We start from the raw sequence: 22141 nt of genomic DNA on the forward strand, positions 1-22141 counted from the left end.
GCAGGCCACCAGTAAAAAAGCCCGGCGCTGCCGGGCTTTTTTTGTTTGAGAACTTGCCTCAGAAGTGGAAGTTCAGGCCCACCTTGACCGCATGAACGGCGGGCGAGACCGTGAAGGTCTGGATCGTGCCCAGCGTACCCAACGGCGCCGTGCGGCTGCCGAGGTTGGAATAGCTATATTCCGCCTTGACCGTCATAGAGTCGGTCACCGCGACTTCCACGCCCGCGCCGGCGGTCCAGCCGACAAAGGTGTCGCTGAACGTGCTGGTCGTGCCGGGGAAGGTCGGCGTGATCGTGCCCGTGCCGCCCGCCGCGGCGAGACCGCCCGTCACGAACAGCAGCACATTGTCCATCGCCACACCCGCACGGCCGCGCAGGCTTCCCAGCCAGTCCACCGAGGCATTGCAATCATAGGCCGGCACAGCCGTACAGGCCGTGGTGCCACCCATCCCCGACCACAGCACGTCGCCTTCAATGCCCAGGACGAACGAGTCGTATTGCACATTGCCGCCCAGCGTGACCCCGACCAGACCCCCATTGAGCGGCGTGTCGGTCGTGGTGCCGGTAACATCGCCCACCGAGCGGGCCGTGCCCGAGCCATAGCCGGCCGCCAGCCCGGCATAGAAGCCGCTCCAGTCAAAGCCGGCATCGGTGTAGTAAACCGGATCGTCAATAATCAGGTCGGCTGCCACTGCAGGCGCCGACAACGCGGTCATCGCCGCAGCCGCCAGGATAAACTTGTTCAACTGAGCCCCCACCAAAGCAATGTCAGTATTAGAGCTTTGTTATCCTTAAGGGAGCGTTACGATCGCTCCATCAATGTTTTGAGCACCAGCAGATCGGACATCATCCACTCCTCTTCCGAGGCAAACATCGCATCCGACACCAGCGGTTGCTGCACCGATGTATGGGTCAGCACGGTCCCCGCGCCATTGCGGATCACCCGCACATGCGCCGCATGGATCACCTGCGGCCCCACCTGCATGCGATAGTCCAGCACGAAAAAATCATTTGCCGGGGTGAAATGCACCACCACCGTGTCGCGCGGCCCGTCGAAGGCCCAGCTGTTCGGTCCGGCCGCCGGGTCCGGACGCCCATTCTGCACCAGTGTCCAGCCCGCCAGGTTGGCGGGATCGACCAGGAAATTATAGACGTCCTCGGGCGGGCGAGCGATCTGGATCGTCAATGTACGTGCCTTGAGCACAGTGCACCTCCCGCTCAGCGGCGGCACATTTGCGCAATCATCCTGCAATATCAAGGCCTTCTGCAAGAATCCGCCAACAGGCTATTCGGGCTCTGCCATCAGCGTATCGGCAAATTTGCGCATCAGCCGAACCAGTTCGGCGATATCCTCTTCCAGCCAATTCTGGAACACGGCGCTGCCGATACGCTCGCGCGCCGCATCGAGGGCATCGAGCATTGCCCGGCCCTGAGCGCTTATCACGGCCTCCCTCACGCGCCGGTCTGTGGCGCTTTCCTGCCGCAACACCAGTCCCAGCATTTCGAGCTTGCCGATCTGCCGGCTGACTGTGGTGTAGTCCCGCCCGACCCTGTCGGCCAGGTCCACGACGCCCACCGGACCCAGGCGACCGATGCCCACCAGCAGCGGAAACAGCGCCCGATCCAGCTTTATGCCGGCCGCATGGATAAGTGCATCGTCGCGCTGCGGCCGATTCATCACGCTGACAATATCGAGCAAAGCCCCGTGCAACTGCCGTAACTGACTCTTGATATGTGTATTTTGCACGCTTTCTCTTGACATGTTTTGATGCCTCTAATTATGTGCATATTACACATAATGACACATAGAGAAAGCCCCGCGATGAAAGCCGCAATCGTATCAGGCGCCGGTCAGGCGCCGATCTATGGAGATTTTCCGTCGCCCGAAGCGCAAGCGGGTGAAGAACGCGTAACAATCATCGCCGCCGCGCTTAGTCCGGTCGTCAGGGGTCGGGCCGCCGGCAAGCACTACAGTGCCCCGGGTGCCTACCCCTTCATCGCGGGCGTCGATGGCGTGGGCCGGCTCGATAGCGGGCGCCGGGTCCTCTTCTTTGGCTCGCGCCAGCCCTATGGCAGCATGGCTGAAGCTACCGTCGTGCCCACCGGCCAATGCGTGGCAATTCCCGACGCGCTGGACGGTGCCCTCGCAGCCGCCATTGCCAATCCCGGCGTATCGTCCTGGGCCGCCCTCCGGCTGCGCGCCGGACTCAAACCGGGCGAGACCGTGCTGATCAATGGCGCCACCGGCACGTCCGGCCGCCTCGCCGTGCAGATCGCCCGCCATCTCGGCGCCGGCAAGGTCATTGCCACCGCCCGCAATGCCGAGGCATTGCAATCGCTCGGTGCCGACGAAACCATCCAGCTGACCCAGGACCAGGATGCCATGGAACAGCGCTTTCAATCCGCATTCGCTCATGGCGTGGATGTGGTCATCGACTATCTGTGGGGGCAGAGCGCGGAACGCCTGTTGATGGCGGCGGCCCGGGCCGAGGGCGTGCCGATCCGCTTCGTCCAGGTCGGCTCGATCAGCGGACCGGACATAACGCTGCCGAGCGCCGTGCTTCGCTCATCCTCCATCACGCTGATGGGCAGCGGGCTGGGTGGCATTCCGCTGGACAATCTCATCACCTCGGTGGCCGAACTGCTGCAGGCCGCCGCCACCGCTGGCTTCACCATAGCGACCAGGTCCGTGCCCCTGGCCCAGCTCGATCAGGCCTGGAATGCCCCGGACGACGGCAGGCGCATTGTGTTCACCGTCTGACTCAAGGGTCTGCTCAGGCGCTGCCGCGCATCAGGGTGCCAGCATACCGGTAACCAGCTGCCGGAAAAATAAAAGCCCGCTTGCGCGGGCTTTTATCAATTCGATGCTGGATTGCGCTCAGCCCTGGCGGGCCTTGAAGCGCTTGTCCACCTTGTTGATGATGTAAACCCGGCCGCGACGGCGGACGAGCTTGTTCGCGCGGTGGCGAGTCATCAGCGCCTTCAGCGAGTTGCGGATCTTCATCTCTTGTATCCTCAGTCAAACAAAATGGGCGCCTGCGCGCCCGGAAACTTGGCGCATACATATGGAAATTGCCCCGGCCTGTCAACGCGCAAGGGGCCGGGAAATTGCGCTCCCGCACCGCTTTCCCACGCCAGCGTGACGCCGTGGCGATTAACGCCCTGTAGGGAAAGCTAAGCTACTGTAGTCCCTGTCAAATAGCCCATGAAGCGAAACCGCATGGCCAATGAGGAAATCACCAAGCGCGGCGTCCTGATCGCCGATCACAGCCAGAACATGGCCGCGCTTGTCGCCGTCATGCTGCGCAGCCTGGGCCGCAAGGATATCCGCGAGGCCTATGACGCCAACAAGGCCATGACCGAGCTCAAGCGCCGCGTCTTCGACGTGCTCATCATCGATGACGCCCTCGACGGCATGGATGGCGTGGCCTTTACCCGCAAGCTCCGCGCCAGCACCGATTGCCAGAACCGCCTTGTGCCCATCATCATGATGAGCGCCCTGCCCGACGCCAAACGCATCGCCGAGGCCCGCGATGCCGGCGTCACCGAATTCCTGCGCAAGCCCTTCGCCGCCAACCACCTGCTGGCCCGCCTCACCAGCATCGAAACCAATCCCCGCTCCTTCATCGAGGCCGAGCAATACAAAGGCCCCGACCGCCGCCGCCGCACCGTGGATATCGGCGAAAACGAGCGGCGGGAAGCCGGCAAGGCAAGTTAGCGGATACCCCCTCCTAACCTCCCCCTGATAGGGGGAGGACCAGATCGAGCTTGTGGCATGATCCAGCCAAACCCACCGAGTGGATTCCTCCCCCTATCAGGGGGAGGCCAGGAGGGGGTATCCCACCAAAAACAAAAGGCCCGCCAAAGCGGGCCTTTCCATTTCCTTGGATCCTATTCCCCCAGCACCGCCTCTTCCGGCACCTCGATCTCCCGCCAGCGGTGGCAGGCCACCAGCCGGCCATCCTCGATCGTCTCCAGCGGCGGCCGCGTTTCGGCGCAGAAGGGCTTGGCGAAGCGGCAGCGTGTGCGGAACGTGCAGCCCGAAGGCGGATTGATCGGCGAGGGGATTTCCCCTTGAGCGCGTCGATATTGCGCTGTCGCGCCAGCTTGGGGTCGGGAATCGGCACCGCCGTCAGCAGCGCCCGCGTATAGGGATGCTTGGGGTCCTCGTAGATTTTATCGCCCGTCGCCAGCTCCACGATCCGCCCCAGATAGAGCACCAGGATGCGGTCCGACACATGCCGCACCACGCTCAGATTGTGCGAGATGAAGATCAGTGTCAGCCCGAACTCATCCTTGAGCTCGGCCAGCAGGTTCAGGATCTGCGCCTGGATCGACACGTCCAGCGCCGAAACCGGCTCGTCGCAGACGATCAGCTTGGGCTCGGTGATCAGCGCCCTGGCAATGCCGATGCGCTGCGCCTGCCCGCCCGAGAATTCGTGCGGGTAGCGGTTGATCATTTCGGGCAGCAGCCCCACCGCTTCCATGATCTTGAGCACGCGCGCGCGGCGCTCGTCCTTGTTCAGCTCCGGTCGCAGGGTCCGCAGCGGATCGGCGATGATCTCGCCCACGGTCATGCGCGGATTGAGCGAGGCCAGCGGGTCCTGGAAGATGATCTGCAGGTCCGCCCGGCGCTGCCGCATCTCCTCGGCCGGCAGCCGCGTCAGGTCCTGGCCCAGCCACAGCACCTGTCCCTCGTCGGGCGAGAGCAGTTGCAGGATGCAGCGGCCCAAAGTGGACTTGCCACAGCCGCTTTCCCCCACAATGCCCAGCGTTTCGCCCTGGCGGATGTTGAAGTTGATATTTTCGAGCGCCGTCAGCGTCAGCCGCCGGCTGAACAGGCCGCCGGTCAGCGAGAACGTCTTCTTGAGGTCCTTGATCTCGAGCAGGTTGATCGGGGTCTGGTCCATCAGGCGACCTTTCCATAGGTCATCGGGCCCTCATAGAAACAGGCCTTTTCGCGGCCATTGCCGGTCTCGGCCAGCGGCGGCCGTTCGACGAGGCACCGATCGAAGGCAAAGGCGCAGCGCGGATTGAACGAGCAGCCCTTGGGCAAATGTTCCAGGCTCGGCGGCAGTCCCTGGATCGGGTCGAGCCGCGCCGCGCGATGGGCGATATGCGGCGTCGAATGCAGCAGGCCCAGCGTATAGGGATGGCGCGGATCGTAGAACAGGTCGTCGACCGTCCCCTTCTCCACCGCGCGCCCGCCATACATCACCATCATGCGGTCGGCCACACCAGCGACGACGCCGAGGTCATGGGTGATCAGCACCAGCGACGTGCCGAAATCCTCGGTCAGCGTCTTGAACAGGTCGAGCATCTGCGCCTGCACGGTCACGTCGAGCGCCGTGGTCGGCTCGTCCGCGATCAGGATCTTGGGCTGGCACAATAGCGCCATGGCGATCATCACGCGCTGCCGCATGCCGCCCGAAAGTTCGTGCGGATAGGCATTGGCGCGCTTCACCGGTTCGGGGATACCCACCCGCTCCAGCATCTCGATAGCCGCATTCGTCGCCTTCTGCTTGTCGAAGTCGCGATGCTTGACCAGCACTTCGGCCAGTTGCGTCCGCACTTTCAGCGTCGGATTGAGTGACGTCATCGGGTCCTGGAAAATCATCGCGATATCCTTGCCGCGATGCTTGTCCAGCTGCCCTGCCGGCATGCCGATCAGGTTGATATCGCCCATCATGGCCCGGCCACCGGCCCGGCCATTCTTGGCCAGCAGGCCCATAATGGCCAGGAAGGCCTGGCTCTTGCCCGAGCCCGATTCACCCACCACGGCCAGCGTCTCGCCCTCGGCGAGAGAAAAGTTCATGTCGCGCACGGCATGCACTTCGCTCTGGTGCAGTTCGAACGTGACCGACATGTCTTCGACTTTGAGGACTTCTTTCATGTCAGCGATCCTTGGGGTCGAGAGCGTCGCGCAACCCGTCGCCGATATAGGTGAGGCACAGCAACAGGCTCACCAGCACCACGGCGGGGCCGATCAGCATCCAGGGCAGCGTCTCGGCCACGGGCGAACCGAAGCTGATCAGCGTGCCGAGCGATGTCTGCGGCTCCTGCACGCCCAGGCCCAGATAGGAAAGGAAGCTCTCGGTCAGAATGATTTCCGGAATGGTCAGCGTGGCATAGATCACCACGGGGCCCGTCAGGTTGGGCACGATATGCCGGAAGATGATGGTCCAGGGCTTGGCGCCGCCGGCCTTGGCCGCCTCGACGAATTCGCGCTCTTTGATGGAGAGCGTCTGCCCGCGCACGATACGCGCCATGGTCAGCCATTCCAGGCACCCGATACCCACGAAGAGCAGCACCGGATTGCGCCCGAAGATCACCACCAGGATGATCACGAAGAGGATATAGGGCAGCGCATACATGATATCGACGAAACGCATCATAACCGCGTCGACCTTGCCGCCGAAATAGCCGGCAATGGCCCCGTAGCACACCCCGATGAACACCGAGACCAGCGTCGCGACGCCAGCCACGATCAGGCTCATCTGCGTGCCCTGCATGATGCGAGCCAGCATGTCGCGGCCATTCTGGTCGGTGCCGGCAAAGTGGCCGGCCTCGAAATTGGGCGGCTTGCGGATGCCGCTCCAATCGATCTTGTCATAGGTCCAGGGCAGGAAATACGGCCCGACAAATGCGAACAGCACGATGAAGATCACGACGAAGATCGAGACCAACGCCGCCTTGTTGCGCACCAGGCGCCGCATGGCGTCCTGGGTCAGCGAGCGGCCCTTGGGGGCGTCGATGGTTTCGAGCTTGCGCGCATACTCGGTGAGCACCGCGTCCTTGCCAGTAATGCCGGCCATCAGCGGTACCTCACCTTCGGGTCGAGCCAGGCATAGAGAATGTCGACCAGCAGGTTCACCGCCAGGATGATGAACATGTACAGAATGGTCGTCCCCAGCACGAGGCCATAGTCACGGTTGAGCGCGGCGCCGATGAAATACTTGCCGATGCCCGGCAGCGCGAACACCTGTTCCACCACCAGCGAGCCGGTGAGCAGGTAGCTCAGACCCGGTCCGAGATAGCTCACCACAGGCAGCAGAGCCGGCTTGATGGCATGCCGCGCCAGGATCAGCCGCTGGCCGAGCCCCTTGGATTTGGCGGTGCGCACATAATTGGTGCCCAGCACTTCGATCATCGAGCCGCGCATCAGCCGCGCCGTACGCCCGGCATGGGGCAGCACCAGCACCGTGACCGGCAGCACCAGATGGGCAATCGATCCGTTCCGCCAGCCGCCGGCCGGGAACCAGTCGAGATAGACGCCGAATACCAGCTGCATCAGCGCAGCCATCAGGAAATTGGGCACCACCAGGCCGATCATGACAAGGAAGACCAGCATATAATCCGGCCACTTGTTCTGGTTGACGGCGGAGAGCGCGCCGGCGACGAGGCCGACAACCGTCCCGATGATGAAGGCGGAAAAGCCCAGCATCAGGGTAAAGGGCAGGCCGATCCAGATCATCTCGGCCACGGTGAAGTCGTTATAGACCATCGAGGGGCCGAAATCGCCCTGCAGCAGCCGTCCGACATAGATGAAATATTGCTGGATCAGCGGCAGGTCGAGATTGTAATGCGCCCGCAGGTTGGCCAGCGTCACGGGAGGCAGCGCGCGTTCACCGTCAAAGGGACCGCCGGGCGCCAGCCGCAAAATGAAGAAACAGGCAGTAACGGCAATCAGCGCTATCGGAATCGCCGACAGCACACGCCGCGTCACATATCCAAACATGGATTCGGACCTTTCACATCCACGCCATCGGCCGCTCGCGCGCCGTCAGGTGGATAAAATACGGCGCCGCCCCTCCCAAGGGGCGACGCCGCCGGTTCTAGGCGATTACTCGGACTTGGACAGCCAGCGCGTACGGTGAATATCCGACGCGTTGCTGACGAAGCCGGTGACCTTCGGCGACACCACGTTCTGGGCGATGTACCAGTAGATCGGGAAAGCGGCAGTTTCATCCATCGCGATCGTCTCGGCCTGGCCCAGCAGCTTGGCGCGGGCGGCCAGGTCCTGCTCGGTGGTGGCCTGGTCCATCAGCGCGTCGAACTCTTCGTTCGAGTAGCGGCCGTAGTTGTTGCCCCAGTTCATCGCGCCGTCCTGCATGATGCCCGTGCGCAGCAGGTCGAGCGTGTTGGACGGGTCCGAATAGTCCAGCAGCCAGCCGGCACGACCGATATCGAAGTCACCGGCGCGCAGGGCGTCGTAGTGAACGGCGGTTTCGGAGTTGAACAGCTCGGTCTTCACACCGATCTGCTCCCACATGGACGCGATCGCCACGGCGATGCGCTGGTGGTTGTCATTGGTGTTGTACTTGAGCTGCACGGCCAGCGGAGAAGCCGAGGTATAGCCCAGGCCTTCCATGATGCCCTTGGCTTCCGCCACGCGCTCTTCGTAGGAGAGGCCGATCCATTCGGGCTGGTAGGGCTCGACGCCTTCATAATTGGCAGTGCCTTCCGGCACCCAGCCATAGGCCGGCAGTTCGCCGGTGCCCAGCACGTCGGGGCCGATCACGTCGCGATTGATCGCCATGGACAGGGCCTTGCGCACGTCGGCATTGTCGAACGGCGCCTTTTCCTGGTTGATCACGTAGTAGTAGATGCCCAGGAACGGGGCGAAATAGTCCTGGCCCGGCAGGTTTTCCTTGATCCAGTCAGCCTGGTCCGACGGAATGTCGGTCAGGATGTCGTATTCACCGGCGCGGTAGCGCGACAGGGCGGCGGCCAGGTCGTCCTGCACGAAGTAGTTCACTTCGTCGATCTGGACATTGGCGGCATCCCAGTAGGTCTCGGACTTGACCGACTTGATGTAGCTGCCCGGCACCCACTCGGTGGGGGTATAGGGGCCGTTCGAAACGATGTTCTCGACCTTGGTCCATTCGCTGCCGACCTTGTCGATCACGTGCTTCGGCACGGGATAGGCGGTGTAGTGCGTCAGCGCCTGCAGGAAGAACGGCGTCGGGCCTTCGAGGCTGATCTCGACGGTCTTGTCGTCGAGGGCCTTCACACCCAGTTCGTTGAAATCGGTCACGGTGCCTTCGGCGATTTCCGAACCGTTGACGATCGGGAACTGCAGGTAGGCATAGTCCGAAGCGGTCTTGGGATCGAACAGGCGCTGGAAGGCGAACACGAAGTCGCCGGCAGTCACCGGGGTGCCATCCGACCACTGGATGCCGTCACGCAAGGTGAAGGTATAGACCAGGCCGTCGTCGGAGATGGTGTAGCTTTCGGCTTGGCCGGGAACGGCCTCGGCATTGGCGTCTTCCGTCATCAGGCCTTCGATATAGTCGCCGATGATGCGGTTTTCCCAGTCGCCCGACGCCTGATGCGGGTCGATCGAACCAGGCTCGGAGCCGTTCATCATGTTGAGCGTTACGGCCGAGGCAGCGCTGCTCATGAGCAGCGCCATGGCGCCGGCGGTCGCTACCGCGGTCAGGGTTTGCGTGATTTTCATTCTCGTCCCATCTCCTTGTGGAATTCCCGAAATCGTCTTTTTCCCGCAGTCGTAGGCGCTGCGGAGTTCAAAAGCTCTTGCGGCCGGCGGATTTTATCCCCCGGTCAAGATTGCTGGACGGTATTACGCAAATCCGTCCACTGACAAGCAAAAGATTGACCTAAGCGTCAAGGCTGGCCGGATTATTAACACACTGTGCACACCAAAAAACCCGGAATGGCTTTGCACCCCGATCACGATCCGCGGAACAGCGTGCTAATTTAGCCGCCCAACCACCCTGCCTGCTGCACGGCCGTGATCGCCACCGCAGCGGCGATCAGCACCACCCAGGGCAGCCAGCCCGGCATGCCGGGCTTGGGCTTGTTGGGGTCCGGCTTCTTCTCGATCGGGCGGAATTTGACGACATTATCGCTCATGCGGCGCTTTCAACCAATGCAGCGACACCCATGCCGCCGGCAGTACAGACGCTCAGCAAAGCGCGTTTTCCCGGCTCCGTCGAGAGCATCTTGGCCGTCAGCCCCAGAATGCGCGCACCGGTCGCAGCAAACGGGTGCCCATAGGCCAGGCTCGATCCCTTGATATTGATCTTGCCGGGATCGACCGGCCCCAGCGGCGCATCACGCCCCAGCACCGTCTTGCAGTAATCCGCATCGTCCCAGGCCTTGAGCGTACACAGCACCTGCGCCGCAAACGCCTCATGCAGCTCGAAATAGTCGATATCGGCAAAGCCCAGATTGTGCCGCGCCAACATCTCGCTCACCGCAATGGTCGGCGCCATCAGCAACCCCTCGCCATGGGCGAAGTCATTGCCCGCCACCCGACCGGTGGTGAGATAGGCCAGGATGGGCAGCCCCCGCGCCTTGGCCCACTCTTCGCTCGCCAGCAGCACCGACGATGCTCCGTCGGTCAGCGGCGTCGAATTACCCGCCGTCAGCGTGCCGTGGCCGCTCGACTTGTCGAAAGCCGGCTTCAGCGTCGCCATCTTTTCGATATTGGCGTCGGCCCGCACATTATTGTCCCGCACGAGGCCCGCGCATTGCACCAGCAAATCGTCGTGGAACCCCTCGTCATAGGCCTTGGCGGCATTGCGATGGCTGGCCACCGCCAGCGCATCCTGCGCCTGCCGCGTAATGCCCCATTCGCGCGCCATCAATTCGCAATGCTGGCCCATGGACAGCCCGGTACGCGGCTCGTTGACCGAAGGCGCCACCGGCGTCAGCTCACCGAAGGAAAATCCCTTGAACGCCTTAAATTTCTCGCCCGTGCTGCGCGCCTTGTTCACGTCGAGCAGCCGATGCTGGAACTTGTTGCCAAAAACGATCGGGCTGTCGCTCACTGTATCCGACCCCGCGGCAATGCCGCTGTCGATCTCGCCCGCGGCGATCTTGGCCGCCAGCACCAGCGCCGCCTGCAGGCTCGTGCCGCAGGCAATCTGCATCGTCGTGCCCGGCGTGCGCGGCGACAGCCCGGCATCCAGCAGCGCCTCGCGCGCCAGGTTGAAATCCCTGGAATGATTGATGACGGCCCCCGCCATCACCTCATCCACCTTGTCACCCCTAAGCCCATATTTGTCGGCCAGCCCCGCCAGCACCGTGCCCAGCATGGAGAGATTGGTTTCCGCCACATAGGCGGTATTGCCTCGCGCAAACGGAATGCGTGCCGAACCGACAATGGCAACCTTGCGAAGTTCAGTCATCTTACGCCTTCCCGTCTTTTCTTGCCTTGAGCGGGCCACCAAGGAACGGCGCAAAGCCCGTCCCCAGGATCACCCCGATATCGGCCAGCCCCTCATTGGCGACGACGCCCTCGGCCACCACCACCTCGGTCATGTCGACCAGCGGCTTGACCAGTTCACGCCCCAGCCCTGCGAGGTCGGCATGCGCGGGCGTCTCGCCCTTCTGCGCCTTGCCATCGACCCATTTATAGAAGCCCTCGCCCGTCTTGCGACCCAGCTTGCCCGCCTTGACCAACGCGTCGAATTTGGACCCCTCGGGCACAGCGTGCCCCAGCTCGGTTGCCACCGACTTGCCGACATCGAGCCCGACAGTATCCATCAATTCGATCGGCCCCATCGGCATGCCGAAGGCCATGGCCGCCGCATCGAGCAATTCCTTGCTTTCGCCCCGCTCCACCCGCTCCACCGCGCCCAGCATGTAGGGCATCAGCACCCGGTTCACGAGGAACCCCGGCGCCGACTTCACCACGACCGGACTCTTGCCGATGGCCAGCGCAAAGGCCGCCCCCTTGCCGATTTCGGCATCGGTATTGAACGTCGAGCGGATCACCTCGACCAGCGGCAATTGCGCCACCGGGTTGAAGAAATGCAGCCCGATCAGCCGCTCCGGCGCCTTCAGCTTTTCCGCAATCCGTTCCAGCTCGATGGACGACGTATTCGTGGCCAGGATCGCCCCCGGCTTGAGCCGGTCTTCCAGCCCGCCAAAGATCGATTGCTTGACCTCGAGCTTTTCCACCACCGCCTCGATAATCACATCGGCCCGGCCAACCCCCTTGCCCTCCGGGTCGGCCTCCAGCCGCAGCACCGCCGCATCCACCTCGTGCTTTTTCTTCAGCCGCTTCTTGAACAGCTTCTTGCCGCGATCCAGCGCCGGCTTGATACGCTCCATGTCGAGATCCTGCAGCGTCACGCTCATGCCGCGCAAGGCGCACCAGGCGGCAATATCCCCGCCCATCACGCCCGCCCCGATCACATGCACCCGGGCAAACTTAACGCCCTTGGTCCCCTGCTTCTTGAGCGCTTCGGAGGCAAAGAACACCCGCCGCAGATTGCTCGCCGTATCGCTTCCCATCAGCGGCACGAAGGCGTCGATCTCGCCGCGGATCATCGCCTTCCAGTCGTCGCCATGCTTCTCGAACAGGTCGATCAGCGCAAACGGCGCCGGATAATGCTCCTTGCGCGCCTTCTTGCCCGCCTGGTCGCGCATCTTGCCGACCACATAGCTGCGCAACGGCCCCATCGCCATCAGCTTCTGGAACGGCGCCGCACCCACCGCTTTCCGCTTCTGCAACACCGCCTTGCGCGCTTCCCATGCCAGCATGTCGCGGTGGCGCACCAGCTTGTCGACCAGGTTCATGCCCTTGGCCGCACCGGCCTTGAGCATGCGCCCGGTGAGCATGATCCCCATCGCATCGACCGGCCCCGCCTGGCGGATGGACCTTCCGGTGCCGCCAAAGCCCGGAAAGATGCCCAGATTCACTTCCGGAAACCCGATCCGCGTCTTGTCGTCATTGACCACCACCCGATAATGGCAGGCCAGCGCCAGTTCGAGCCCGCCGCCCAGGCAGAAGCCATGGATCCCGGCCACCATGGGTATCTTCAGCGCCTCGATCCGCGCGAACAAAGCATGCGTGCGCTTCAGCGCCTCCGGCAGCACCGAAAAATCGCTCATCGCGTCGAATTCGGAAACATCCGCGCCGGCAATGAATCCGCTATCCTTGCCACTCAGCAGGATCACGCCCACCAGTTCCCCGGTCTGCGCCAGTTCCTCGAACCGTTCCACGAGCTGTTCGAGCTCCATGATGGCCTGCCGGCTCAGCGTATTCACCGGCGCGCCGGGCGTATCCATGGTGAGCCAACCCAGATTCTCCACATCGCGGTGGAAGCGCCAGTTCTTCGTCTCGGGCATCTGCGGCTGGATCATTTTCGCTCCTCTGCGTCTTGGACTTTGCGCCATTCCCGCCCATCCACCGGCCAGGCTTCCCTCCCCCTTGTGGGGAGGGAATGAGGGTGGGGGTATTCCACGCTCCGCGTTTGCTGCCAGAACCCCCACCCTTGATCCCTCCCCACAAGGGGGAGGGAGTCGACTGCAAACGCAGTCCCTATTCCGCCGCCACCTTGTGCTTGCTCTCCGAAGCCAACTCATCCGGCGCAAAGTCGTTCACTGCCACGGCCCGATCGGTCGCCTCATCCGCCGCCCGCATGATCCCGGCCTCATTGCCATTCAGCACCCCGGCCGCCACCGCATCGTCGATCGCATCGCGGTCCAGCCGCCGTTCGATCACGCCCTTGCGCGCCGCCTTGACGAACTTGGCCTCCACTTCCTCGGCCTCGGTCACCTTGATGAAGGCATCTTCCAGCACGCCCGTAACGTCCTGCGGGTCCATGGATACATAGGTCCCCGTGGTCAGCCGGTCGCGGAACGCCCCCGGCCGCAGCACGGCCCGCACGAAGCGATAGTTCACCCGATCACTCGCCGGCTTGGCATGCCGCCCCAGCGGGAAACACAGCACCCGCATGGCCCAGGCAAACAGTGCATTGGGGAAGTTGGCGAACACTTCGCCAAACGTCGTTTCGATCGCCGCGATCCGGTCCGCCATGATGGCGTCGACCAGCGGCTTGTCCTCGGCGATCTGCCCTTCGTCCTCGAAGCGGCGCAGGGTCGCCGACATGAGATAGAGGTCGCTCAATATATCGGCCATGCGGCCGGAAATCTTCTGCTTGCGCTTGAGCTGCCCGCCCAGGAACACCGTGGTCCAGTCGGCGGTGAGCGCAAAGGCCTGCGCATAGCGATGGAGCTTGCGATACCAGCCCGCCATCACCCCCTGGTTCGGCGTCGAAGCGAAGGCACCATTGGTCAGACCATGCAGGAAGCTGGCCACGATATTGCGCAGCATGAATTTCGTGTGGCCACCGAACGCGCTGTCGAACTGGTCGAGCCCCGCCTTCCGGTCCGCATTCTGCGCCGCCTCGATTTCCTTGTAGAGAAACGGATGCGCCCGCAGCACGCCTTGTGCAAAGGTCATCAGCGTGCGCGTCAATATATTAGCGCCTTCCACCGTGATGGCCACCGGCGTCGCCATATAGCCGCCGAACAGGTAATTGCCCGGCCCGTCCTGGATGGCGCGGCCACCATGAATATCGAAAGCATCGTCCACGCTGTCGCGCATCGCTTCGGTCGTCCGGTATTTCAGCAGCGCCGAAATCACCGCCGGCCGCTGCCCTTCGTCCACCATGGATGCCGTCAGCCGCCGCGCCGCTTCGAACGTATAGGCGCGCTTGATCATCTCGCCCAAGGGCTCGGCCACGCCTTCCATGATGCCGACCGGAATGCCGAACTGCCGCCGCACCCGCGCATAGGCCGACGTGACCCGCAGGCTCTGCTTGATCGAAATGGACCCGATGGCCGGCAGCGAAATGGCGCGCCCGGTCGACAGGCATTCCATCAGCATGCGCCAGCCCTGCCCAACATAGTCGGTGCCCCCGATCAGGAAATCCATCGGAATGAACACATCCGTGCCGCTGGTCGGCCCGTTCATGAAGGCCTGCCGCGCCGGGAAATGCCGGCGGCCGATTTCGACGCCGGGATGGTCATGCGGCACCAGCGCCAGCGTGATGCCGATATTCTCGCCCTTGCCGAGCAGATTGTCCGGATCCTTGAGAATGAAGGCCAGCCCCACCAAAGTGGCGATCGGCGCCAGCGTGATATAGCGCTTGTCCCAGCTCAGGCGCACGCCCAGCACGTCCTTGCCCTGATAATTCCCCCGGGTGACCACGCCGATATCGCGCATCCCGCCGGCATCCGACCCCGAATGCACGCCGGTCAGCGCAAAGCACGGCACTTCCTGGCCCCTGGCCAGCCGCCCCAGATACTTTTCCTTCTGTTCCGTCGTGCCGTATTTTTCCAGCAGCTCGCCCGGCCCGAGCGAATTGGGCACCATGACCGTGATCCCCGCCGCCACCGAGCGGCTGGCGATCTTGGAAACGATCATCGACTGTGCCTGCGCCCCGAAGCCCAGTCCGCCATGCTCCTTGGCAATCAGCATGCCGAGGAAACCCTTGTCCTTGAGGAACTGCCAGACTTCGGGCGAAAGATCCGCGCGATTATTGCGCGTATCCCAATCGTCGATCATGGCGCAGACCTCGTTGGTCGGCCCATCGAGGAAAGCCTGCTCTTCCTCCGTCAGGGTCAGCGGACGAATTGACGTCAGCTTGCTCCAGTCCGGGCGCCCCGAGAACAGCTCGGCATCCCAGCCCACCGTCCCGGCATCGAGCGCTTCCTGTTCGGTGCGGCTCACGCGCGGCAATATGGATTTGACCGCCCCATAGATCGGCGTGATCAGCAGCGGCTTGCGGATGGCAGCGACGCTCAGCAGCAGCATCACCGCGCCGATGACCAGCAGCACGATGCTCCCCGCCCCCAGCCCATAGCCGGCCGCGCTGATGCCGGACAGCAATCCGATGGCCAATACGGCTAGTCCCCACTGCCATAGCGGACTTTCCCGCATGGCCAGCACGGCGAAGATGACGAGGCTGATGGCGATAAGCGCAAAGATCACGACATGCCCTCCATGGCGTCGCTCGCGCCAGCAGGGCCGAGCAACTCAATCCCCGGAACGTCAGACCTCGCCGAATCGTTCGGCCGATCGGCCCGTCGCACCGGGATCATAGCGCGACCAGCCCTGATTGTTGAGGCCAGTCTAGCAAGGTTTACGTATACGTCAACTAAATGCCGATTACGTCTGTTTGAACTCAATCGCTCCGCGCTCACCGCGCGTCACCCTCGGGCTTGACCCGAGGGGTCTGCACTTGCTGTGCGTCCGATAAGTAAAGAGCCCTCGGGTCAAGCCCGAGGGTGACGATCGAGCTTATACGCCTCCCCCCTGCCCCATACGTCCAACCCCCACCCCATCCACAGGCTCGGGCATCTGTTTGACGCTAACGTAAAGCCATGAAATATTCGTCACACAACTGGGCAGCAAGCCCGTGCCAGAATCGGCACATTCCGGAGGAACCCTAGCCATGACGACGACCGATACCGCCGCCCCGCTCCGTCCCTGGATTGCCAACTACCCCGACGGCATGGTCTGGGACATCCAGGTCGATACCCGACCCATGCATGAACAGGTCCTCGCCGCCTGCGCCCGGACGCCTTCCGCCACCGCCCTCGATTTCCTGGGCGGCACCACCACCTTCGGCGACCTGGCCAAGAAGATCATCGCCTTTGCCGGCGCCCTGCAGCGCCAGTTCGGTGTCACCAAGGGCAGCCGCGTCGCGCTGATGCTGCCCAATACGCCCTTCTACCCCATCGCCTATTATGGCGTGCTCCGTGCCGGCGGCACCGTGGTCAATTGCAACCCGCTCTACACCGTCCCCGAACTTGGCCACATCACCGCCAATGCCGGCGCCGAGATCATGATCACGCTGGACCTGCAGCAGATCTACGAAAAGGCCGAAAAGCTGGTCGAGGCCGGCCAGGTCAAATCCATCATCCTCTGCCATTTCCCCGATGCGCTGCCGCTGGTGAAGAAAATCCTCTTCTCCGTGGCGAAGCGCAAGGACCTGGCTAGGCTGAGCGCCTCCCCGATCCGCGACCGGGTCACCTGGTTCCACGACATGCTCGACCGCAACGAGACCCCGGACGCCGTGGTCATCGACCCAGAAAACGATATCGCCGTCCAGCAATATACCGGCGGCACGACCGGCATTCCCAAGGGCGCCCTGCTCACGCACGCCAATATCGCCGCCAATGCCGATCAGTCGGCCAAGTGGTTCACCACCATGTTCAAGCCGGGCAACAAGGCCATCGCCGTCCTGCCCTTCTTCCACATCTTCGCCATGACCACCTGCCTCAACATGCCACTACGATCAGGCATGGTCGTCTACATGCTGCCGCGCTTCGAGCTGAAGGGCTTCCTGGCTCTACTGGTGCGCGCCAAGCCCAACCTCATGCCCGCCGTGCCGACGCTGATCTCTGCTTTGGCCAACAACGCCACCGTGACTCGCGAGCAGCTGGACAGTATCGAGCTGATCGTCTCCGGCGGCGCCGCCCTGCCCGGCGAATTGCGCGTGGCCTTCGCCAAAAAATCCAGCGCCCAGCTCATCGAGGGCTATGGTCTGACCGAGGCCTCCCCGGTGGTCTGCTGCGGCCAGTTCCACGGCGTGAACAAGGACATGTCCATCGGCCAGCCCCTCCCCGGCACCGATATCCGCTTCGTCGACGTCGATAGCGGCAAGCCCGTGGGCATTGGCGAGGATGGCGAATTGCAGGTCAAGGGCGCCCAGGTCATGGCCGGCTACTACGACGATCCCCAAGCGACAAGCGACGCCTTCATGGATGGCTGGCTGCGCACCGGCGATGTCGGCCATATGGACGAAGAGGGCTATGTCTTCCTCGTCGATCGCATCAAGGATCTCATCATCTGTTCGGGCTTCAACGTCTATCCCCGCACCATCGAGGAAGCGCTGATGACCCATGACGCCGTCGAGGAAACCAATGTCATCGGCGTCCCCGACGAATATCGCGGCGAGGCGCCCGTCGCCTATGTCAAGCTGAAGGCCGACCACGCCGTCACCGAAGACGACTTGAAGAAATTTCTTGCCGAGCGCCTCAACAAGATCGAAATGCCCAAGGAAATCATCTTCAAGGATACCCTCCCCAAGACCCTCATCGGCAAGCTCTCCAAGAAAGAGCTGCGTGAGGAATACGCCCAGACGAGAGCCAGGAAGTGAACCGTCCCGTGTCCGAAAACCGCGACCTGTTCGCCATTGCCGACCTCGCCAAGGAGTTCGGCATCTCCACCCGCGCCATCCGCTTCTACGAAGCCAAGGGCCTGCTCGCCCCCGAACGCGTCGGCGCCACCCGCATCTTCCGCCGCCGGGATCGCGCCCGGTTGATCCTCATCCTGCGCGGCAAGCGCCTCGGCTTTCGCTGCGCGACATCTCCGACTATCTCAGCCTCTACGACGCCAATCGCTCCCAGCAGGTCCACCTCCTCACCGCCAAGGTCGACGAACGCCTCGCCTCCCTCGAAGCCCAGCTCCAGGATTTGCAGACCACCATCGCCGAACTGAAAGAAATCCGGAAACTCGCCGACGAACGCCTGGACAAGGCGGGGTAACGCGGAGCCCGCGGCTTTCCCCTTCTCCCCTTGAGGGAGAAGGTGCCCGAAGGGCGGATGAGGGGTGTCGGGCTCTCCTCACGTTCAGAAGCGGGGAAAGCGTAGCGCCCTACTTCCGCCCCTTCACATTCTTCGTCATCAAATCCGGCTTCTTCGGCTTCACCCACCCCTTGGGCGGCTGCCGCACCGGCACCTGCGTACCCAGCCCCATCGCCCCCGGCGGCGGCTGGCTGACCGTCACCGTATCGGGATCACCCGCCTGCACCGGCGCCTCCCCCTTGATCCGCGCCATCTCATTGCGCAGCGCAGTCGCCTTCTCGAAATCCATTGCCTCAGCCGCCTCAGCCATCTGCTTGCCCAGCACCACAAGGCGCTCATGAATGGATCGTGATGACATCTATGCCTCCTTGGTTAGGCACGGAGAATGCGTTGAGATGCAGGTCAGGCCGAGTCGAAAACGGTGGGCTTCGAGAACCGGAGCGGAGCGTACTCCAGTACGTGAGCACCGGAAGCGCAGAAGCCTGCCGTTTGCAGGCCGGCATCACCTGCACATCAATGCATTCTAAGTCGTCCCAATAAACACCATCATATCCTCCAGCGTCGCCGCCTCGCTCGCCGGCTTGTCCCACCGTATCCGGCTGATCCGCGGAAACCGCAAAGCCACCCCCGACTTATGCCGCGTACTCTCCTGCGCCGAGTCAAACGCCACCTCGAACACCAGCTCCTTCTTCACCTCGCGCACCGGCCCGAACGCCGCCGTGGTATTGGCCCTGATCCACTTGTCGAGCAGTTTTAGCTCCTCATCGGTGAACCCGAAATAGGCCTTTCCAACCGGCACGATCTCATTCCCCTTCCACACGCCGAACGTATAGTCCGAATAGAACGAACTCCGCTTGCCATGCCCGCGCTGCGCATACATCAGCACCGCATCGACCACATTGGGGTCCCGCTTCCACTTGAACCAATAGCCCTTGGGCCGCCCCGGCACATAGGGCGAGGTTCTGAGCTTGATCATCACCCCCTCATGACCATGCTCATCGGCCCCCTGCCGCCTTTGCCGCGCCAGGTCCTCCCAATCCGCAAACGGCAGCACCTCCGACAGATCAAGCCTGCTCTGCGGATTGCCCGCAAACCACGCCTCCAGCCGCGCCCGTCTTTCGGTCCAACCCAGCGCCCTGATATCCTCCCGCCCATCGAACAGCATGTCATAGACCCGGATAAACGCCGGGCTTTCCTTGAGATGTTTGGCGCTCGCCACCTTCTTGTTTAGCCGCTGCTGCAAATCGTTGAACGAACCCGCCTCGAAATCCCGTCCCACCAGCAATTCGCCATCCAGCACGCCCAGCCCTTGCACATTCTCGACCACATCGGGGAAGGCCGCCGCGATATCGTCCCCCGTGCGCGAAAACAGCGACACCGTGCCCCCGCCCAACACCAGTTGCACCCGTATCCCGTCCCACTTCCACTCCGCCGAAAAATCCTGCGGATCGAGCTTGCCGAGGTCCTTCTCCTCGTCGATAGGATTGCTCAGCATCAGCGGATGAAACCGCGCCGACTGGTCGATATCCGGCCGCCCCGCCTTCCCATCCAGCCAGGCAAACAGATCGAGATAAGGCACCTTGAGCCCATGCCACACTTCCTCGATCTCCTGCACATCAACCCCGCTCATTTCGCTCAGCGCCGTCTTGGCCAGCCGCGCCGAAACCCCGATCCGCAAGGCCCCCGTCGCCAGCTTCACCAGCGCCCAGCGCTCATTGATCCCCGCCTGCGTCAGCAGCCCCGCAATCAGCTTCGGCAGCTCAGCCTTCGATGTCGTATTGAACAACTCGATGAGCTTGGTGAGTGACGGCAGATCGCCCTCCGCCCCATGATGCGGCCAGATCAGCGCGATCGTCTCGCCCAGATCCCCGACATAATCATAGCTCATGGCGAACAGCGTCTCATCCACCTCGCGCAGCACGGTCTCCTTGAGCAAAGCCGGCTTCACATTGCGAAAGCTCAGCGCCCCCGTGAGAACCGCCAGCGCATAGCCACGGTCCGGGTCCGGCACTTCGCGGAAATACTGCGTCAGTGCCGTCAGCTTGCGCGTCCGCGACGGCGTCAGCGCCAGCAGTTCCAGCAATTGGGCAAAGCGCTTCATTCCTCTGCGCCCTCCCCGCCATCGTCCTCGAAGCCCTGGATGTTGAGCGGCTCGGCCTGCAATCCCTGCGTCCGGCACCAATAGACCAGCGCATCCTCCCGCCCATGCGTCACCCACACGGTCTCCGCGTGCGTCTCATGGATGGTCTGCTGCAACTCGCCCCAGTCGCAATGGTCCGAAATTACCAGCGGCAATTCCACCAGCGCCTGCCGTGCCCGCTGCTTGACGCTCATCCAGCCCGACGCCTGGCACGTCACCGGATCGGGAAAGCGCCGGCTCCACCGGTCCCGGATCGCCGAGGGCGGCGCGATCACGATCTGCCCCGCCAGGTCCGCCTTGGGCACATCCAGCGCCGGCCGCAAATCCCCCAGCGACACCCCCAATTCCTCATAGAGCGCACACAGCCGCAGCATCGCCCCATGCAGATAAATCGGCGCGTCCCACCCCGCATCGCGCAGCAGCGCAATCACCCTCTGCGCCTTACCCAGCGCATAGCACCCGACCAGATGGCTCCGCTCGGGCTGGTCCGCCACCGATTTCAGCAGCCGCGCAATCTCCACACTCGGATGGGGATGCTGAAACACCGGCAGCCCGAACGTCGCCTCCGTCACCAGCAGGTCGCATTCCACCAGCTCATAGGGCTGCGCCGTCCGATCAGCGAGCCGCTTGTAGTCGCCGGTCACGACCACCCTTTGCCCGCTTTGCTCCACCAGCACTTGTGCCGACCCCAGAATATGCCCGGCCGGATAAAACGTGATCGTCACATCCTCGATCCGATACGGCACCCCAAAATCCAGCGCCTCGAAACTGCCGGCGCAATCCTCGCCATAGCGCACCTTCATGATGGCAATCGTATCCGGCGTCGCCAGCACCGCGCCATGCCCGCTCCGCGCATGGTCCGCATGCCCATGCGTAACAATCGCCCGCTCCCGCGGCACCGAGGGGTCGATATAGGCGTCGATCGCCCTGATATGCAGGTTCCGGTCAAGGATAGGACTGGCCATGGCACTTCCTAACGCAAATTGCCCAGATCAGGTTCACACCGAAGCCGCAGTCATCACCCCTCGCCCCTTGCGGGAGAGGGGGTAATTTCTTCGTCCAGAAGAAATTACGGGTGAGGGGTCCTGCGCCATCCCATGCTCCGATTGTCCCAACAGGCAGATATGAACCGGCACAATCTGCCGCCCAGCCCTGCCAGCCCCTGTCAGCAGCGGCCAAAACCCAACAATTCCGCCGCCCCGACAATGGCATAAAACTTGAATGACTTCCGGCATCTATCCCGCCGAGGCAACCATGTCCTTTTCCGTTTCCGCCAATATGCGGTCCTTCCCGCTGAGCAACCAGTTCGGCTCAAAGGATAGCGCCCCGCTCCAGCCCAAAACCGCCGAGGAAGAATTCCTCGAAATCGCCAGAAAATCCCCGCTGGAACGCCTGCGCGACAAGATCCTCGAAGACATGAAAATGAGCGAAGCGGACGTCGCCGGCATGACCCCCGAAGACCGCCAGGTCGTCGAAGACGAAATCAAGCGCCGCATGATGGAAGCCCTCCAGGCCTCCACCGATACCGGGGCCGTGGTGGACAAGACGGCTTAGTGCCACGCCCGCGTGGTTCGAGGGTCGCTACGCTCCCGCCTCACCATGAGGGCTACTCTTGGCGCGGTGTCCCAGTAGCCCTCATGGTGAGGTG

At 62.9% G+C, this 22141-nt stretch carries 20 protein-coding genes and 2 pseudogenes; 6 read left to right on the forward strand and 16 right to left on the reverse strand.

The features are described from left to right. Nucleotides 1-58 precede the first annotated feature (58 nt). The 3 genes from FPZ08_RS12320 to FPZ08_RS12330 form a co-directional block, all read right to left on the reverse strand. Nucleotides 59-745 (reverse strand): outer membrane protein, encoded by a 687-nt coding sequence (locus FPZ08_RS12320; RefSeq protein ID WP_146290301.1) that lies wholly within the window; start codon nt 743-745, stop codon nt 59-61. Between the two features lie 56 nt (nt 746-801). After that, nucleotides 802-1203 carry an SRPBCC family protein gene (locus FPZ08_RS12325; RefSeq protein ID WP_146290302.1) on the reverse strand — a complete coding sequence of 134 codons (402 nt, stop codon included), beginning with the start codon at nt 1201-1203 and terminating at the stop codon, nt 802-804. Nucleotides 1204-1284: 81 nt separating this feature from the next. Then, nucleotides 1285-1761 carry a MarR family winged helix-turn-helix transcriptional regulator gene (locus FPZ08_RS12330; protein WP_146290303.1) on the reverse strand — a complete coding sequence of 159 codons (477 nt, stop codon included), beginning with the start codon at nt 1759-1761 and terminating at the stop codon, nt 1285-1287. A 60-nt stretch (nt 1762-1821) separates the two neighbouring features. On the opposite strand from FPZ08_RS12330, the gene FPZ08_RS12335 reads away from it, so the two are divergent. Continuing rightward, nucleotides 1822-2760, forward strand: a complete 939-nt coding sequence (locus tag FPZ08_RS12335) for a quinone oxidoreductase family protein (protein WP_146290304.1) — start codon at nt 1822-1824, stop codon at nt 2758-2760. 117 nt (nt 2761-2877) lie between these two features. Here FPZ08_RS12335 and ykgO read toward each other — a convergent pair whose 3' ends face one another. Further along, the gene (gene ykgO / locus FPZ08_RS12340; RefSeq protein WP_046105532.1) at nt 2878-3003 is read right to left on the reverse strand and encodes a type B 50S ribosomal protein L36; all 126 of its coding nucleotides are present in this window, start codon (nt 3001-3003) and stop codon (nt 2878-2880) included. A 201-nt stretch (nt 3004-3204) separates the two neighbouring features. Here ykgO and FPZ08_RS12345 point away from each other — a divergent pair, with 201 nt between their 5' ends. After that, nucleotides 3205-3717 carry a response regulator gene (locus FPZ08_RS12345; RefSeq protein ID WP_146290305.1) on the forward strand — a complete coding sequence of 171 codons (513 nt, stop codon included), beginning with the start codon at nt 3205-3207 and terminating at the stop codon, nt 3715-3717. Between the two features lie 173 nt (nt 3718-3890). On the opposite strand, the pseudogene FPZ08_RS12350 reads toward FPZ08_RS12345, so the two are convergent. The 9 genes and pseudogenes from FPZ08_RS12350 to FPZ08_RS12385 all read right to left on the reverse strand — a co-directional run bounded on the left by FPZ08_RS12350 (nt 3891) and on the right by FPZ08_RS12385 (nt 15753). Continuing rightward, nucleotides 3891-4909: pseudogene (locus tag FPZ08_RS12350) on the reverse strand (ABC transporter ATP-binding protein). Continuing rightward, nucleotides 4909-5892, reverse strand: coding sequence for an ABC transporter ATP-binding protein (locus tag FPZ08_RS12355; RefSeq protein WP_146290306.1), 984 nt, complete (start codon nt 5890-5892; stop codon nt 4909-4911). Before FPZ08_RS12355 ends, FPZ08_RS12350 begins: the two are co-directional and overlap by 1 nt. A gap of 1 nt (nt 5893) precedes the next feature. Next, nucleotides 5894-6814, reverse strand: a complete 921-nt coding sequence (locus FPZ08_RS12360; RefSeq protein ID WP_146290307.1) for an ABC transporter permease — start codon at nt 6812-6814, stop codon at nt 5894-5896. Then, nucleotides 6814-7737: an ABC transporter permease subunit gene (locus FPZ08_RS12365; RefSeq protein WP_056235791.1), complete on the reverse strand. Its 924-nt coding sequence runs from the start codon at nt 7735-7737 to the stop codon at nt 6814-6816. Before FPZ08_RS12365 ends, FPZ08_RS12360 begins: the two co-directional genes overlap by 1 nt. Nucleotides 7738-7842: 105 nt before the next feature. Further along, nucleotides 7843-9459 (reverse strand): peptide ABC transporter substrate-binding protein, encoded by a 1617-nt coding sequence (locus tag FPZ08_RS12370; RefSeq protein ID WP_246132641.1) that lies wholly within the window; start codon nt 9457-9459, stop codon nt 7843-7845. Nucleotides 9460-9719: 260 nt separating this feature from the next. Next, nucleotides 9720-9875 (reverse strand): hypothetical protein, encoded by a 156-nt coding sequence (locus FPZ08_RS21975; RefSeq protein WP_186766974.1) that lies wholly within the window; start codon nt 9873-9875, stop codon nt 9720-9722. After that, nucleotides 9872-11155 carry an acetyl-CoA C-acetyltransferase gene (locus tag FPZ08_RS12375; RefSeq protein WP_146290308.1) on the reverse strand — a complete coding sequence of 428 codons (1284 nt, stop codon included), beginning with the start codon at nt 11153-11155 and terminating at the stop codon, nt 9872-9874. The genes FPZ08_RS21975 and FPZ08_RS12375 overlap by 4 nt, the downstream gene beginning before the upstream one ends. Nucleotide 11156: 1 nt before the next feature. After that, nucleotides 11157-13118, reverse strand: coding sequence for a 3-hydroxyacyl-CoA dehydrogenase NAD-binding domain-containing protein (locus tag FPZ08_RS12380; protein ID WP_146290309.1), 1962 nt, complete (start codon nt 13116-13118; stop codon nt 11157-11159). A 178-nt stretch (nt 13119-13296) separates the two neighbouring features. After that, nucleotides 13297-15753 (reverse strand): acyl-CoA dehydrogenase, encoded by a 2457-nt coding sequence (locus tag FPZ08_RS12385; RefSeq protein ID WP_146290310.1) that lies wholly within the window; start codon nt 15751-15753, stop codon nt 13297-13299. A gap of 463 nt (nt 15754-16216) precedes the next feature. Between FPZ08_RS12385 and FPZ08_RS12390 the strand changes: the two genes are divergently transcribed. The 3 genes and pseudogenes from FPZ08_RS12390 to FPZ08_RS22360 all read left to right on the forward strand — a co-directional run bounded on the left by FPZ08_RS12390 (nt 16217) and on the right by FPZ08_RS22360 (nt 18314). Next, a complete protein-coding gene (locus tag FPZ08_RS12390) occupies nt 16217-17926 on the forward strand; it encodes a long-chain-fatty-acid--CoA ligase (RefSeq protein ID WP_146290311.1) in 1710 nt (569 codons plus the stop codon). A gap of 8 nt (nt 17927-17934) precedes the next feature. Then, nucleotides 17935-18072, forward strand: a pseudogene (locus tag FPZ08_RS22355) (MerR family DNA-binding transcriptional regulator); the annotation flags it as partial. 62 nt (nt 18073-18134) lie between these two features. Next, complete coding sequence (locus FPZ08_RS22360) at nt 18135-18314, forward strand: MerR family DNA-binding protein (protein ID WP_246132907.1); 180 nt, start codon at nt 18135-18137, stop codon at nt 18312-18314. Between the two features lie 109 nt (nt 18315-18423). Here FPZ08_RS22360 and FPZ08_RS12400 read toward each other — a convergent pair whose 3' ends face one another. The 3 genes from FPZ08_RS12400 to FPZ08_RS12410 form a co-directional block, all read right to left on the reverse strand. Beyond that, nucleotides 18424-18711, reverse strand: coding sequence for a UvrB/UvrC motif-containing protein (locus FPZ08_RS12400; protein ID WP_210246791.1), 288 nt, complete (start codon nt 18709-18711; stop codon nt 18424-18426). Nucleotides 18712-18876: 165 nt separating this feature from the next. Then, a complete protein-coding gene (locus FPZ08_RS12405; protein WP_146290312.1) occupies nt 18877-20454 on the reverse strand; it encodes a cisplatin damage response ATP-dependent DNA ligase in 1578 nt (525 codons plus the stop codon). Then, nucleotides 20451-21458: a ligase-associated DNA damage response exonuclease gene (locus FPZ08_RS12410; protein ID WP_146290313.1), complete on the reverse strand. Its 1008-nt coding sequence runs from the start codon at nt 21456-21458 to the stop codon at nt 20451-20453. Before FPZ08_RS12410 ends, FPZ08_RS12405 begins: the two co-directional genes overlap by 4 nt. Before the next feature lie 256 nt (nt 21459-21714). On the opposite strand from FPZ08_RS12410, the gene FPZ08_RS12415 reads away from it, so the two are divergent. Then, nucleotides 21715-22047 (forward strand): hypothetical protein, encoded by a 333-nt coding sequence (locus FPZ08_RS12415; protein WP_146290314.1) that lies wholly within the window; start codon nt 21715-21717, stop codon nt 22045-22047. The last annotated feature ends 94 nt before the right edge of the window (nt 22048-22141 follow it).

Source organism: Devosia ginsengisoli, assembly GCF_007859655.1.
Classification (GTDB): Bacteria; Pseudomonadota; Alphaproteobacteria; order Rhizobiales; family Devosiaceae; genus Devosia; species Devosia ginsengisoli.

Coding starts and splice junctions, on each gene's coding strand:
- FPZ08_RS12415 (WP_146290314.1), top strand. CDS start 21,715: ATGACTTCCGGCATCTATCCCGCCGAGGCAACCATGTCCTTTTCCGTT.
- FPZ08_RS12330 (WP_146290303.1), bottom strand. CDS start 1,761: ATGTCAAGAGAAAGCGTGCAAAATACACATATCAAGAGTCAGTTACGG.
- FPZ08_RS12400 (WP_210246791.1), bottom strand. CDS start 18,711: ATGTCATCACGATCCATTCATGAGCGCCTTGTGGTGCTGGGCAAGCAG.
- FPZ08_RS21975 (WP_186766974.1), bottom strand. CDS start 9,875: ATGAGCGATAATGTCGTCAAATTCCGCCCGATCGAGAAGAAGCCGGAC.
- FPZ08_RS12335 (WP_146290304.1), top strand. CDS start 1,822: ATGAAAGCCGCAATCGTATCAGGCGCCGGTCAGGCGCCGATCTATGGA.
- FPZ08_RS12345 (WP_146290305.1), top strand. CDS start 3,205: ATGAAGCGAAACCGCATGGCCAATGAGGAAATCACCAAGCGCGGCGTC.
- FPZ08_RS12360 (WP_146290307.1), bottom strand. CDS start 6,814: ATGGCCGGCATTACTGGCAAGGACGCGGTGCTCACCGAGTATGCGCGC.
- FPZ08_RS12390 (WP_146290311.1), top strand. CDS start 16,217: ATGACGACGACCGATACCGCCGCCCCGCTCCGTCCCTGGATTGCCAAC.
- FPZ08_RS12370 (WP_246132641.1), bottom strand. CDS start 9,459: ATGAAAATCACGCAAACCCTGACCGCGGTAGCGACCGCCGGCGCCATG.
- FPZ08_RS12365 (WP_056235791.1), bottom strand. CDS start 7,737: ATGTTTGGATATGTGACGCGGCGTGTGCTGTCGGCGATTCCGATAGCG.
- FPZ08_RS12405 (WP_146290312.1), bottom strand. CDS start 20,454: ATGAAGCGCTTTGCCCAATTGCTGGAACTGCTGGCGCTGACGCCGTCG.
- FPZ08_RS12355 (WP_146290306.1), bottom strand. CDS start 5,892: ATGAAAGAAGTCCTCAAAGTCGAAGACATGTCGGTCACGTTCGAACTG.
- FPZ08_RS12410 (WP_146290313.1), bottom strand. CDS start 21,458: ATGGCCAGTCCTATCCTTGACCGGAACCTGCATATCAGGGCGATCGAC.
- FPZ08_RS12380 (WP_146290309.1), bottom strand. CDS start 13,118: ATGATCCAGCCGCAGATGCCCGAGACGAAGAACTGGCGCTTCCACCGC.
- ykgO (WP_046105532.1), bottom strand. CDS start 3,003: ATGAAGATCCGCAACTCGCTGAAGGCGCTGATGACTCGCCACCGCGCG.
- FPZ08_RS12375 (WP_146290308.1), bottom strand. CDS start 11,155: ATGACTGAACTTCGCAAGGTTGCCATTGTCGGTTCGGCACGCATTCCG.